Source organism: Noviherbaspirillum sp. (assembly GCF_036846085.1).
In the GTDB taxonomy this organism is placed as follows: Bacteria; Pseudomonadota; Gammaproteobacteria; order Burkholderiales; family Burkholderiaceae_D; genus Noviherbaspirillum.
Map to the genome: position 1 here is coordinate 1 of NZ_DAIUCO010000139.1, position 13,356 is coordinate 13,356.

A 13,356-nucleotide genomic window follows, 5' to 3' on the forward strand; every position below is an offset into this window, starting at 1 on the left:
GAATACGGAAAGATGCATGTGCAGCGCGGCCAGATGAAGTTCGCCGACCTGCCGCGCTTTTAAGGACGACGCCTGATGAACGACATGGAACAGGCATTGCATCATTTCAAGGCCACCATCGCGTCCGCCACCGCAAGCAAGCGCGCATTGCGCATCCGCGGCGGCGGCAGCAAGGACTGGTATGGCCAGGCGCTGCAGGGCGAGCCGCTCGATATGCGCGGCCACACCGGCATCGTTGCCTACGATCCGACCGAACTGGTCATCACCGCCCGTTGCGGCACGCCGCTGGCGGAAATCGAGGACGTGCTGGCGGGACAGAACCAGATGCTCGCATTCGAGCCGCCACACTTCGGCAACGGTGCAACCGTCGGTGGTGTCGTTGCCAGCGGCTTGTCCGGGCCGCGCCGGCAGGCGGTCGGATCGGTGCGGGATTTCGTGCTCGGCGCGGTGCTGATGGACGGCAATGGCGAGGTACTGCACTTCGGCGGACAGGTGATGAAGAACGTCGCCGGCTACGATGTGTCCCGATTGCTGGCGGGTTCGCTCGGCACGCTTGGCCTCATCCTCGAAGTATCCTTGAAGGTGCTGCCCAGGCCCTTGCTGGAAACGACGCTGCGCTTTGAAGCAAACGAGGGCGATGCGATCCGGCGGTTGAATGAATGGGGCGGTCAGCCCTTGCCGATTTCCGCCAGCGCATGGCACGGCAACCTACTGATCGTGCGCCTGTCGGGTGCGGAACCTGCGATCAATGCGGCGCGGCTGCGGATGGGCGGCGAGGAAGTGGCGCAGGCCGAGCCGTTCTGGGCAGCGCTGCGCGAACAGGCCAACCCCTTTTTCACCGACCTGGCGCCATCGGAAAACCTCTGGCGTCTGTCGGTGCCGTCGCATGTGCCGCCGCTGTCTTTACCCGGTGAGCAACTGATCGAATGGGGCGGTGCACAGCGCTGGCTGAAGACCGACGCGTCCGCAACCGCCATTCGTGCCGCCGTGCAGCAGGCCGGTGGACATGCGACGCTGTTCCGGGGCGGCGACAGGAGCGCGGGCGTGTTTCATCCGCTCGCGCCGGCAGTGGCGAAGATCCATCGGAACCTGAAAAATGCGTTTGATCCGGCAGGGATTTTCAATCCGGGACGGATGTATCCGGACTTCTAGACGCCAATCCATGGTAAGGATTGTCGTCCCCGTGAAGATGGGGACCCAGAGATGCGCCACTTACCTGAATTGCGTAGCCGGTGCATCCCTGGATTCCCGCCGCAGCCCGCCCTCGAATGAAGTAGTCGGGGGCGGGAATGACAAAAGAATGGTGCGCCGCAATTGCCGAAATAAGCTGTAGTTACTCGCCAAGCGTCGCAGACGCAGTTCCAGATAAATATCCCAAACCCCTATGCAAACGAATCTAGCCGATTTCATCAAGAACACACGCGAAGGCGAGGAGGCGGACGCCATCCTGCGCAAATGCGTGCATTGCGGCTTTTGCACCGCCACCTGCCCGACCTACCAGTTGCTCGGCGACGAGCTCGACGGGCCGCGCGGACGCATCTACCTGATGAAGCAGGTGCTGGAGGGCAAACCTGCCACCCGCAAGACGCAGCTGCATCTCGACCGCTGCCTGACCTGCCGCAACTGCGAAACCACCTGTCCGTCCGGCGTGCAGTACGGCCGCCTGGTCGACATCGGCCGCAAGATCGTCGACCAGCAGGTGCCCCGTCCGCTGTCGCAGCGCATCGTGCGCGAGGCATTGAAGGAATCGCTGCCGCGCAAGTGGATGTTCACGCCGGCGATGAAGATGGGGCAGATGGCACGCCCGTTATTGCCGAAAGCGCTCCGCAACAAGGTGCCCGCGAAGCAGCATGCCGGCACATGGCCGCGCACGCAGCATGCGCGCAAGATGCTGCTGCTCGACGGCTGCGTGCAACCATCGATGGCGCCGAACATCAATGCCGCCACCGCGCGCGTGCTGGATGCGCTCGGCGTGCAGATGATCGTCGCGCCCAGGGCAGGCTGCTGCGGCGCGATCCGCTATCACTTGAACGATCATGACGGCGGCCTGAACGACATGCGCAACAACATCGACGCATGGTGGCCGTACGTCGAGGCGGGCGCGGAGGCGATTGTGATGACGGCATCCGGCTGCGGCGCGACGGTGAAGGAATATGGACATCTGCTCGCGCATGATCCCGCCTATGCGGCGAAAGCCGAGCGCATATCCGGACTGACCAAGGACCTGAGCGAAATCCTGCCGGATTTCCAGGCTGAACTGGCATCGAAGCTGGAAGGAAAGATCGGCAAGCGTGTCGCATTCCATCCACCCTGCACCCTGCAGCACGGCCAGCAGATCCGTGGCAAGGTAGAAGGCTTGCTCACCGCCGTCGGCGTGGATGTCACATTGTGCGCGGACAGCCATCTCTGCTGCGGATCGGCCGGCACCTACTCGGTCCTGCAACCGGAACTGGCCTACCGGCTGCGAGACGACAAGCTGGCCAAGCTGGAAGCAACCAGCCCGGAGATGATCGTATCGGCCAATATCGGCTGCCTGACCCATCTGCAATCGGGTACCGAGACGCCGGTCAGGCACTGGATCGAACTGGTGGACGGGGCGTTGTCGAAGGCGGCCTGACCCTGGTTAATCGCCTCGTGCGGCGTTCCGGTTAAAGTTGCATTCAGCCGGAAGGCATCTTCTGGCGTTCCGCGCAACCCGACCGACGAGGCGACATGATCCGCACCATCACCACGCTCCTGCTGTTCCAGACCATCGGCGAAGGCATCGCCTTCGCGTTGTCCCTGCCGGTACCCGGTCCCGTCATCGGCATGGTGCTGCTGTTCATTTACCTGGTGGTTGCGAAGGGGGCGGTCGACAAGCTGGCGCCGGTCTCACTAGAGCTCCTCAAGCATCTGTCGCTGCTCTTCATTCCCGCCGGCGTCGGCATCATGGTGCATGCGCAGCGGGTGGCGGCGGAATGGCTGCCGATCGCGCTGGCGCTGGTTGCCAGCACCGTGGTATCGATCGCCGTCACCGCCGCCGTCGTGCGCGCCTTGCAGAAATGAATGCCGGCCTGACCGATATCTGGGTCTACCTGTCCGCCTCGCCGCTGCTCGGGCTGACGGCGACGCTGATCGCCTACCAGGCCGCCTATGCGATCTATGCCCGTACCCGCTTCAATCCGCTTGCCAATCCGGTGGCGATCGCGGTTGCCCTGCTGGTGGCCGTGCTCACCCTGACCGACACGCCTTATGCGGTCTACTTCGATGGCGCGCAGTTCGTGCACTTCCTTCTCGGACCGGCGACCGTTGCGCTGGCCATACCGCTCTATCAGCAGGTCGACAAGCTCAAGCGCAACTGGTTTGCCTTCATCGCCGCCACCGTGCTCGGCAGCGCGGCAGCGATCACGACCGCCATGCTGATTGCCTGGGGCTTCGGCGCGTCGCGCGCGACCGTGCTGTCGCTTGCCCCGAAGTCCGTCACGACGCCGATCGCGATGGGCATTGCAGAAAAAATCGGCGGCTTGCCGTCGCTCACCGCCGTGCTGGTGATCCTCACTGGCATTCTCGGCGCCGTGCTGGCGCGCGGGGTGCTCAACCTGATGAAGGTCACCGATCATGCGACACGCGGCTTCGCCCTGGGCGTGACCTCGCACGGCATCGGCACCGCGCGGGCATTCCAGGTCAGCGAGGAAATGGGGGCGTTTTCCGGCCTGGCAATGGGCCTGTCCGGTGTCATGACCGCGCTGCTGCTGCCCTTGGCGATCAGGATGCTATCCTCCGTTGCGTGACATTGGATAGCGGGTGTGAAGTGACTTACCGACTGGTAATTTTTGATTTCGACGGCACGCTGGCCGATTCCTTTCCCTTCTTTCTCGGGGTGCTGTCCACCTTGGCGGATGCCCATGGATTCAAGCGGTTCAAGCGCGACGAACTCGAGGCGCTGCGCGGCGCGGATGCGCGGCAAGTGATCCGTCACGCCGGTCTTCCCGCCTGGAAAATCCCTGCCGTCGCCCGGGATTTCCGCGCGCTCATGGCGCAGAGCATCGATCGGATTCACTTGTTCGATGGCGTCGGCAGCGTGCTGCACCGGCTTGCGGGACAGGGCATGCAGCTTGCCGTCGTGACGTCGAACTCGATTGATAACGTCAAGGCTGTGCTGGGGCCGGAGAATGCGCGGCTGATCGCTCACTACGAATGCGGGGTGTCGCTGTTCGGCAAGCGGAGCAAGCTGCGGCGATTGTTGAAGGCCACCGGGGTTCAGCCAGGGCAGGCCTTGTGCATCGGCGATGAATTGAGGGATATCGACGCGGCGCACGCGGAGAATATCGACTTCGGCGCGGTCGGATGGGGGTACACCAAGGCGGAAACGCTGAAGGCGCGGGCGCCGAAACTGGCGTTTGCGCGGGTTGAGGAGATTGCCGATGCGTTGCTGGGTACGCGTAGCGTGGCAGAGGAGGAGATGCAGCGTTGAAGATATGGCAGAGTTCCAGCATTGTTGCGGCATGTGCCCGAAATTCTTCTCGTATCGAGAGGATATACGCAGGCCATTGCCAGCAACATTCAACCAGCCGACCTCAAATCGTCGTCCCCGCGCAAGCGGGGATCCATAGTGAGGTCATGCGGAGAGCGTATCGTACAAATCCCGCCAGTAAGGATTTTCTTTCTGAATCAAATCGATCTTCCACGCCCGATTCCATTTCTTGATCTGCTTTTCGCGCGTGATGGCCGACATGGCATCCGTGTGCATTTCGTACCACATCAACTGCTTCACGCCGTATTCCTTGGTGAATCCATCTGCGATACTCTCCCGATGCTCCCACACCCGCTTGATCAGGTTGGAGGTCACGCCGACATACAAGGTGCCGTAACGGGCGCTGGCCAGTAGGTAGACGTAGAAGGTCTTGTCCATAGGGTTATGGATCCCCGCTTGCGCGGGGACGACGATTTGAGGCCTGAGGGCTTAAAGTCGCTGACAACAATTTCCGGCAAGCGAAAAAGATGACGAATACCTGCACATGGCATAGCCTTGCAAAAGCGCTATGCCATGTCGCTCCTGCCCCGGCAGTATTACTCCGCCAACAGCCGCTCGATATCCTTCATCAAATCCTCCGGTGCGGTCTGTGGCGCGTAGCGCTTGTACACCGTGCCGTCCTTCTTCACCAGGAACTTGGTGAAATTCCACTTGATCGCCTCCGAGCCCAGCAATCCCGGCGCCGCGCTTTTCAGGTGCTTGAACAGCGGATGCGCGCCGTCGCCGTTGACGTCGATCTTGGCGAACAGCGGAAAGGTCACGCCGTAATTCTTCTCGCAAAATGCACCGATTTCATCCGCCGATCCGGGCTCCTGCTTGCCGAACTGGTTGCACGGAAAACCGAGCACCTCGACGCCCTTGTCCTTGAATTGCTGGTAGACCGCTTCCAGGCCCTTGTACTGCGGCGTGAAACCGCAGTTGCTGGCGGTGTTGACGATCAGAAGCACCTTGCCGCGATACGAGGCGAGATCGACCGGCGCACCGGCGAGGCTGTCAGCCTTGAAGTCATGGATGGTGGTCTTGCCGCTGTTCATGCCGCTGTTCATACGATCCCCAGGTGTTCGGTACCCTTGCTCAGGTCGCGGCCCTTGGCTTCCTTGCCGCGCAGCTTGATCGACAGCCGCAGGTCGTTGACCGAGTCGGCATTGCGTAAAGCATCTTCATACGAAATCTTGTCGGCTTCATAGAGATCGAACAAGGCCTGGTCAAATGTCTGCATGCCCAGTTCGCGCGACTTCTTCATGATTTCCTTGATCTCGTGCACATCGCCCTTGAAGATCAGGTCGGAAATCAGCGGCGAATTCAGCATGACCTCGACGGCGGCGCAGCGGCCCTTCGTGTCGCGCAGGGGCAGGAGGCGCTGCGAAATCATTGCTTTCAGGTTGAGCGACAAATCCATCAGCAACTGGCCGCGGCGTTCTTCAGGGAAAAAGTTGATGATCCGGTCCAGCGCCTGGTTGGCGCTGTTGGCGTGCATGGTGGCAAGGCACAGGTGGCCGGTTTCGGCGAAGGCCACCGCGTAATCCATCGTCTCGCGGTCGCGGATTTCGCCGATCAGGATGACGTCCGGCGCCTGCCGCAGGGTGTTTTTCAGTGCCGCGCCCCAATCCTCGGTATCGACGCCGACTTCGCGCTGGGTGACGATGCAGTTCTTGTGCGGATGAATGTATTCGACCGGGTCCTCGATGGTGATGATGTGGCCGTAGCTGTTCTCGTTGCGATGGCCGACCATGCCGGCCAGCGTGGTCGATTTGCCGGAACCGGTCGCGCCCACCATGATCACCAGTCCGCGCTTGGTCATGGCGATATCCTTCAGCACCGGCGGCACGCCGAGATCATCGAGCTTGGGGATGGTTGTCGTGATGGTCCGCAGCACCATGCCGACGCGGGCCTGCTGCACGAAGGCGGATACCCGGAACCGGCCGAGCCCGCCGGGGCTGATCGCGAAATTGCATTCCTTGGTGGCTTCGAATTCGGCCGCCTGCTTGTCGTTCATGATCGCGCGCGCCAGTTCGATGGTATGCGTCGCCGTCAGCGGCTGGTTCGACACCGGCGTCATCTTGCCGTCGATCTTGAAAGCGGGCGGAAAGTCCGCAGTGATAAAAAGATCGGACCCGTTCTTGCTCAGCATCAGCCGCAGCAGGTCATGCATGAATTTGGTGGCCTGTTCGCGTTCCATGTTTTTTCCTTCTTCAAGAAGATGCGGGCGGACGCTAGCGTCAATTTTGTCATTCCCAACCCCGACTACTTCATTCGAGGGCAGGCTGCGGCGGGAATCCAGGGATGCACTGGCTACGCCGACCGGAACGGTGGTGTATCTCTGGGTCCCCGCCTTCGCGGGGACGACAAGCCTCTACTCTATTTATGAAATGACTTTTAATCGAATCCGTTACCCCGGGAAGTTTTCCGGCGTCTTCGCCGCCGCACGCGCGGTAGCTGAAGAAATCACATTGCGCCGCACCAGGTCGGTCAGGTTCTGGTCCAGCGTTTGCATGCCCAGGTTGCTGCCCGTCTGGATCGCCGAATACATTTGCGCAATCTTTGCTTCGCGAATCAGGTTGCGGATCGCCGGCGTGCCAAGCATGATCTCATGCGCGGCCACGCGCCCGGAACCGTCCTTGGTCTTGAGCAGCGTTTGCGAAATCACCGCCTGCAGCGACTCCGACAGCATTGCACGCACCATGTCCTTTTCTTCCGCCGGAAATACGTCAACGATACGGTCGATGGTCTTTGCCGCCGACGAGGTATGCAGTGTGCCAAACACGAGGTGGCCGGTTTCGGCAGCGGTCAGTGCGAGACGGATGGTTTCCAGGTCGCGCAATTCGCCAACCAGAATGGTGTCTGGATCTTCGCGCAGTGCGGAGCGGAGCGCATTGTTGAACGACATCGTGTGCGGACCGACTTCACGCTGGTTGATCAGGCATTTCTTGGATTCATGCACGAATTCGATCGGGTCTTCCACCGTCAGGATGTGCGCGTATTCGGTTTCATTGAGGTGATTGACCATCGCCGCCAGTGTGGTGGACTTGCCGGAGCCGGTCGGGCCGGTCACCAGCACCAGGCCGCGGGCCTTGAGCGCCAGGTCGGCGAAAATCTTGGGCGCATTCAGTTGCTCCAGTGTCAGAACCTTGGAGGGAATCGTCCGCAGGACGGCGGCGGCGCCACGATCCTGGTTGAAGGCATTGACCCGGAAACGCGCCAGGCCCGGGATGGCGAACGAGAAGTCGCACTCGAGGATTTCTTCATACGCCTTGCGCTGGCCGTCGTTCATGATGTCATAGATCATGCCGTGCACATCACGGTGTTCAAGCGGCGGCAGGTTGATCCGGCGTACGTCGCCATGGACCCGGATCATCGGCGGCAGGCCGGATGACAGGTGGAGGTCGGACGCGTTGTTCTTGACGGCAAATGCGAGTAGTTCGGAAATATCCATAGTGGCTCTATAATCCCAGGGCCGGCAGCAATGCCGTTAGCGAATTCATCATACAGGCGAAATGTTGCCTGTGGAAAACGATTATGTCTCCAATCTCCCACAACTTGCAAGCCGTGCATGAACGCATCGCAACAGCCGCGCGGCAGGCATCGCGGGACCCGGGAGAGATCCGTCTGTTGGCAGTATCCAAGGCGTTTGGCCCCGATGCGGTGCTCGAAGCGGCGCGGGCAGGCCAGCATGCCTTCGGTGAAAATTACCTGCAGGAGGCGCTCGACAAGATGACGGCGGTGCGCGCGACGGCACCGGGATTGCCTCTGGAATGGCATTTCATCGGGCCAATCCAAAGCAACAAGACGCGGGCGATTGCCGAGCATTTCGACTGGGTACATTCGGTCGACCGGGAAAAAATCGCACAGCGGCTGTCCGAGCAGAGGCCGGCGCATTTACCTCCCCTCAATATCTGCCTGCAAATCAATATCAGCGGAGAGGCCAGCAAAAGCGGGGTTGCGCCGGAACAGGCTGCCGCTCTCGCACAGGAAGTCGCCCGGCTGCCGCGCGTGGCATTGCGCGGACTGATGGCAATTCCAGAGCCGGCATCCGGATTCGATCAGCAGCGCGAACCGTTCCGGCACTTGCGGGAACTGCAACAACGCCTGCATGCGCAGGGCCTTTCAATGGATACCCTATCGATGGGCATGTCGGCGGACCTGGATGCGGCGATTGCCGAAGGCGCGACCATCGTCCGCATAGGGACGGCAATTTTCGGACAACGACACTATGAAAAATAACTTGAAAATCAGTTTCATCGGCGGCGGCAACATGGCGACCGCCTTGATAGGGGGCCTGGCCGGCAAGCTGACCGACGGCGCCAACATCCACGTCGTGGATATCAATGCCGACAGCCTGCACAAGCTGGCACAGCAATTTCATGTCACGACTGCGCAGCAGATCGGCGACGCGATTGCGCAAAGCGACGTTGTCGTGCTCGCGGTCAAGCCGCAGCAGATGAAGAGCGTGGTCGCGCAGTTGCAGCCGTTCGTCGCTTCGCAGCTGGTGATATCCATCGCCGCAGGCATTCGTGCCGCCGACCTGTCGCGCTGGATGCACGGCCATACCGCCATCGTGCGTGCGATGCCGAACACGCCGGCCCTGATCGGCAAGGGCATCACCGGCATGGTGGCCTTGAGAGGCGTATCGCAGGAACAGATCAACGCAGCCGACGCCATCATGCGGGCAGTCGGTCCGACCGTGTGGCTGGAGAATGAAGCGTTGATCGATCCGGTCACCGCCGTGTCGGGCAGCGGGCCGGCTTATGTGTTTTATTTCCTCGAAGCGATGCAGCAGGCGGCGGAGGAAATGGGCCTGACGCCGGAACAGGGCATGGAACTGGCAATCGCCACATTCAGCGGTGCCGCGCAACTGGCCGCGCAATCGGCCGAGCCGGTGGCGGTTCTGCGGGAACGCGTCACGTCCAAGGGCGGCACCACCTACGCGGCGCTGACCAGCATGGAGGAAAGCGGCGTCAAGGACGCCATCATCCGTGCGATGAAGGCGGCTGCCGCGCGGGGCAAAGAAATGGGCGAAGAATTCGGCCGGGACTGATGGGTCCGCTGCCCGGCTGATCGACGGCCTGCGAATCCGCTAGTCATCAGCCTGCGGCAGTTGGCCGGAATGTTTTGACCTGCCGCGCCTGATCAGGAATCCCAGTATCAGTCCGGCCGCGGCGCCGATGCCGACGGCCTGCCACGGATTTTCCTTCACATACTGGTCGACTGCTTCCAGCGTTTCGCGGCTGGTCGCCAGCAACTGCTCTTCCAGCGGGCCGTAATTTTCCATCGCGCTTTGCAGTGTGGATTCAAACTTTGCCCATGCGGAGTCATGGCCGGCGTCCGGTTGCTGACCGGTGTCAGCGCTGTTTTTTTGTATCGTGTCCATGTTTGTCCTTCGAGCGGGTTATTGAATTTCTTGCTTGATTGTAGGCAACGACATCCGCCAAATCTTGCGCCTGATCAAGGATTGCGGTCTCAAGCGAGCGCATAGTCGAGCGCAACACCGGCGAACACCGCCGCACCCAGCCAGTTATTGTGACGAAATGCAGCGAAGCAGCCCATGCGGTCACGTTCGCGAATCAGCTTGTAGTGATAGAGCGCGCAGGCGGCTGCCACGGCCAGGCCGGCGATGAACCAGGCCCGCAAGCCGTACTGCCAGCCGACCAGCAGGGTGATGCCGAAGCTGAGCGCATAGCACAGCATCACTGCCGCCACGTCGAAGCTGCCGAAGGTGATGGCCGACGTGCGGATGCCGATCTTCAAATCGTCGTCGCGGTCCACCATCGCATATTCGGTATCGTAGGCGACGGCCCAGAAGATGTTGCCTGCCAGGAGGAGCCAGGCGGCGGGCGGCACCGTGTCCTGCACGGCGGCGAATGCCATCGGAATGCCGAATCCGAAGGCGATGCCGAGATAGGCCTGGGGAATGGCGAAGAAGCGTTTGAAGTAGGGATAGCTGGCGGCGATCAGCACCGCCGCCACCGACAATTGCTTGGTCAGCGCATTCAGCGGCAGGATGAGTGCGAAGGACACCAGCGCCAGCGCTGCGGCGACCGCGACCGCTTCCCAGCCGGCGATCCGGCCGCTGGTCAGCGGCCGCTGCGCGGTGCGTTTGACATGCCGGTCAAAATCCCGGTCGGCGTAATCGTTGATTGCACAACCGGCCGATCGCATCAGCACGGTGCCGAGTGTGAAGATAAGGACCAGCTGCCAGTCCGGCCTGCCGGCGGACGCGAGCCAGAGCGCGGTGAGCGTCGGCCATAGCAAGAGTAGAATGCCGATCGGCTTGTCGAGCCGGACCAGTTGCACATAGAGTGAAAGTCGGTTCATGGTGCGCATATTGCACTGCAAAAGCGAATTATAAGCGCGCCATGTAGTCTTTCAGTTATCGTAACGCGACTGTCACATCAGACCTATAACATTCAAAAATTTGGAGACAACAAATGCAATTCAACTGGAAACCGGTTCTGGCGGCGGGCGTAGTGGCTGCCTTCGCGGGTCAGGCACATGCCGCGACCGAAATCACCTGGTGGCATTCCATGACCGGCGCACTTGGCGAGCGCGTGGCGGGACTGGCGGATCAATTCAACAAGAGCCAGTCCGAGTACAAGGTCAACCCGGTCTTCAAGGGCAGCTACGACGAAGCCATGGCAGCCGCGGTTGCCGCCTATCGCGCCGGCAATGCGCCGCACCTGCTGCAGGTATTCGAAGTGGGCACGGCGACGATGATGTACTCCAAGGGCGCGGTAGTGCCTGTCGCCGACGTGATGAAAGCGGCGGGTGAAAAATTCGACGCATCGGTGTATGTGCCTGCGGTAGCGGGCTACTACACGTCGCCAAAGGGCGCCATGGTGTCCTTCCCCTTCAACAGCTCGACGACGGTGTTCTACTACAACAAGGACATGTTCGAAAAAGCCGGCCTTGACCCGAACAAGGCGCCAGCGACCTGGCAGGAAGTGCTGACTGCCGCGGCCAAACTGAAGGCCAACGGCGAAAAATGCGCCTACACCACCGGCTGGCAATCGTGGGTGCACATGGAGAATTTCTCCGCGTGGCACAACGTCGAATTCGCATCGAAGAACAACGGTTTCGGCGGCCTGGATGCGCGCCTGAAATTCAACAGCCCCTTGCATGTCCGGCATATCGAGAACATGGCGAACTGGGCCAAGCAGGGTTATTTCACTTACGGCGGCCGCAAGAATGAACCGGAAGCGAAATTCTTCTCCGGCGAATGCGGCATGCTGACATCGTCCAGCGCGGCCTATGCCAACATCGCCAAGAATGCAAAATTCAAATTCGCCGTTTCGGCATTGCCGTATTACGCCGACGTCGCCGGCGCGCCGCAAAACACGATCATCGGCGGTGCATCGCTGTGGGCGATGAGCGGCAAGAAACCGGAAGAGTACAAGGGCGTGGCGAAATTCTTCAAGTTCCTGTCGCAACCGGAATTACAGGCAAAGTGGCACCAGGAAACCGGCTACCTGCCGCTCACCACGGCTGCTTACGATATGACCAAGAAATCCGGCTTCTATGAAAAGACGCCCGGCACCGACGTGTCGGTGCAGCAGATGATCGTCAAGACCACCGACAAGTCGCGCGGAATCCGGCTCGGCAACTTCGTGCAAATCCGCACCGTGATCGACGAGGAACTGGAGAACGTCTGGAACGGCAAGAAGTCCGCCAAGGAAGCGTTGGATACGGCGGTCAAGCGCGGCGACGAGTTGCTGGCACGGTTTGAAAAGGCCAATAAATAAGCTGTCCGGGCCTCTGTCGGGTCGCATACGCATCGTGATGGAATGAAGGAGTCCCGGCGGTTCGGGAATCCTTCACCCATTTGTGCGTGCCGGCCGGCAACGGATTTCTTTTCACCCTGATCGGTCGGCGCATTCCCGCGCCCACGTTTCCGCACATCGTCCCGTACCATGGAAAAACGCGCACGATTCAAATCGCCCTGGCTGCCGTATGCGCTCGTCGCGCCGCAGATCGTCGTCACGGTGCTGTTCTTTTTCTGGCCGGCGGCGCAGGCGCTGTACCAATCGGTGCTGATACAGGATGCCTTCGGCATGTCGACCCAGTTCGTCTGGTTCGACAACTTCAAGGACTTGTTCAACGACGGGAATTACCTGGAGTCGTTCAAGACCACCGCCGTATTTTCGCTACTGGTGGCATTCATCGGCATGACGCTGTCGCTGATCCTTGCTGTCTTTGCCGACCGCATCATCAAGGGTGCGGCGGTTTACAAGACATTCCTGATCTGGCCGTATGCGGTATCGCCGGTCGTGGTCGGCGTGCTGTGGCTGTTCATGATGAGCCCGAGCCTGGGCATCATCGCCCATCTGCTTGCCCGCATCGGCATTGAATGGAACAGCCTGCTCAACGGCACACACGCGATGATCCTGATCGTGATGGCCGCGGTATGGAAGCAGATCAGCTACAACTTCCTGTTCTTCCTCGCCGGCCTGCAAGCCATTCCGAAATCCCTGATCGAAGCCGCCGCAATCGACGGCGCCGGACCGGTGCGGCGTTTCTTCACGATCGTGTTTCCGCTGCTGTCGCCGACCACCTTCTTCCTGCTGGTGATCAACATGGTGTACGCCTTCTTCGACACCTTCGCGATCATCGAGGCGACCACGCATGGCGGACCCGGAAAGGACACCGAGATCCTGGTGTACAAGGTCTTCCAGGATGGCTTCAAGGGCGGCGACCTCGGCAGCGCGGCGGCGCAGTCGGTGATCCTGATGGTGATTGTGATCACGTTGACGGTGCTGCAGTTCAAGTATGTGGAGAGAAAGGTGCAGTATTCGTGAAGGTGCCTACGTTTGAACTTCTCCTTATTAGTTCCCTTCCCCTCGTAGGGGGAG

At 60.8% G+C, this 13,356-nt stretch carries 15 protein-coding genes; 9 read left to right on the forward strand and 6 right to left on the reverse strand.

Going from position 1 to position 13,356, the window contains the following annotated elements:
• The first annotated feature begins 84 nt into the window (after positions 1–84).
• The 5 genes from glcE (at position 85) to V7080_RS15995 (ending at position 4,453) form a co-directional block, all read left to right on the forward strand.
• Positions 85–1,152: a glycolate oxidase subunit GlcE gene (gene glcE, locus V7080_RS15975; RefSeq protein ID WP_334189399.1), complete on the forward strand. Its 1,068-nt coding sequence runs from the start codon at positions 85–87 to the stop codon at positions 1,150–1,152.
• Between the two features lie 232 nt (positions 1,153–1,384).
• Entirely contained in the window at positions 1,385–2,617 is a 1,233-nt protein-coding gene (gene glcF / locus V7080_RS15980; protein ID WP_334189386.1) for a glycolate oxidase subunit GlcF, read from the forward strand.
• Between the two features lie 95 nt (positions 2,618–2,712).
• A complete protein-coding gene (locus V7080_RS15985; RefSeq protein WP_334189387.1) occupies positions 2,713–3,045 on the forward strand; it encodes a CidA/LrgA family protein in 333 nt (110 codons plus the stop codon).
• Positions 3,042–3,770, forward strand: a complete 729-nt coding sequence (locus tag V7080_RS15990) for an LrgB family protein (RefSeq protein WP_334189388.1) — start codon at positions 3,042–3,044, stop codon at positions 3,768–3,770. The genes V7080_RS15985 and V7080_RS15990 overlap by 4 nt, the downstream gene beginning before the upstream one ends.
• A gap of 20 nt (positions 3,771–3,790) precedes the next feature.
• Positions 3,791–4,453, forward strand: coding sequence for an HAD hydrolase-like protein (locus V7080_RS15995; protein ID WP_334189389.1), 663 nt, complete (start codon positions 3,791–3,793; stop codon positions 4,451–4,453).
• A gap of 144 nt (positions 4,454–4,597) precedes the next feature.
• Here V7080_RS15995 and V7080_RS16000 read toward each other — a convergent pair whose 3' ends face one another.
• The 4 genes from V7080_RS16000 to V7080_RS16015 form a co-directional block, all read right to left on the reverse strand.
• Positions 4,598–4,891, reverse strand: coding sequence for a GIY-YIG nuclease family protein (locus V7080_RS16000; RefSeq protein ID WP_334189390.1), 294 nt, complete (start codon positions 4,889–4,891; stop codon positions 4,598–4,600).
• 158 nt (positions 4,892–5,049) lie between these two features.
• Positions 5,050–5,559 (reverse strand): glutathione peroxidase, encoded by a 510-nt coding sequence (locus V7080_RS16005; protein ID WP_334189391.1) that lies wholly within the window; start codon positions 5,557–5,559, stop codon positions 5,050–5,052.
• The gene (locus tag V7080_RS16010; RefSeq protein WP_326857693.1) at positions 5,556–6,692 is read right to left on the reverse strand and encodes a PilT/PilU family type 4a pilus ATPase; all 1,137 of its coding nucleotides are present in this window, start codon (positions 6,690–6,692) and stop codon (positions 5,556–5,558) included. The genes V7080_RS16005 and V7080_RS16010 overlap by 4 nt, the downstream gene beginning before the upstream one ends.
• A gap of 210 nt (positions 6,693–6,902) precedes the next feature.
• Positions 6,903–7,946 (reverse strand): type IV pilus twitching motility protein PilT, encoded by a 1,044-nt coding sequence (locus tag V7080_RS16015; protein WP_334189392.1) that lies wholly within the window; start codon positions 7,944–7,946, stop codon positions 6,903–6,905.
• Between the two features lie 83 nt (positions 7,947–8,029).
• Between V7080_RS16015 and V7080_RS16020 the strand changes: the two genes are divergently transcribed.
• A complete protein-coding gene (locus V7080_RS16020) occupies positions 8,030–8,734 on the forward strand; it encodes a YggS family pyridoxal phosphate-dependent enzyme (protein WP_334189393.1) in 705 nt (234 codons plus the stop codon).
• Entirely contained in the window at positions 8,724–9,548 is an 825-nt protein-coding gene (gene proC / locus V7080_RS16025) for a pyrroline-5-carboxylate reductase (protein ID WP_334189394.1), read from the forward strand. Before V7080_RS16020 ends, proC begins: the two co-directional genes overlap by 11 nt.
• Before the next feature lie 39 nt (positions 9,549–9,587).
• Here the strand turns inward: proC and V7080_RS16030 are convergent, their stop codons facing one another.
• Both V7080_RS16030 and ubiA read right to left on the reverse strand, forming a co-directional pair.
• The gene (locus V7080_RS16030) at positions 9,588–9,881 is read right to left on the reverse strand and encodes a DUF883 family protein (RefSeq protein ID WP_334189395.1); all 294 of its coding nucleotides are present in this window, start codon (positions 9,879–9,881) and stop codon (positions 9,588–9,590) included.
• 89 nt (positions 9,882–9,970) lie between these two features.
• Positions 9,971–10,825, reverse strand: coding sequence for a 4-hydroxybenzoate octaprenyltransferase (gene ubiA / locus V7080_RS16035; protein ID WP_334189396.1), 855 nt, complete (start codon positions 10,823–10,825; stop codon positions 9,971–9,973).
• Positions 10,826–10,938: 113 nt separating this feature from the next.
• Between ubiA and ugpB the strand changes: the two genes are divergently transcribed.
• Both ugpB and ugpA read left to right on the forward strand, forming a co-directional pair.
• Complete coding sequence (ugpB, locus tag V7080_RS16040; RefSeq protein ID WP_334189397.1) at positions 10,939–12,249, forward strand: sn-glycerol-3-phosphate ABC transporter substrate-binding protein UgpB; 1,311 nt, start codon at positions 10,939–10,941, stop codon at positions 12,247–12,249.
• Positions 12,250–12,417: 168 nt separating this feature from the next.
• Positions 12,418–13,302 (forward strand): sn-glycerol-3-phosphate ABC transporter permease UgpA, encoded by an 885-nt coding sequence (gene ugpA, locus V7080_RS16045; RefSeq protein WP_334189398.1) that lies wholly within the window; start codon positions 12,418–12,420, stop codon positions 13,300–13,302.
• The last annotated feature ends 54 nt before the right edge of the window (positions 13,303–13,356 follow it).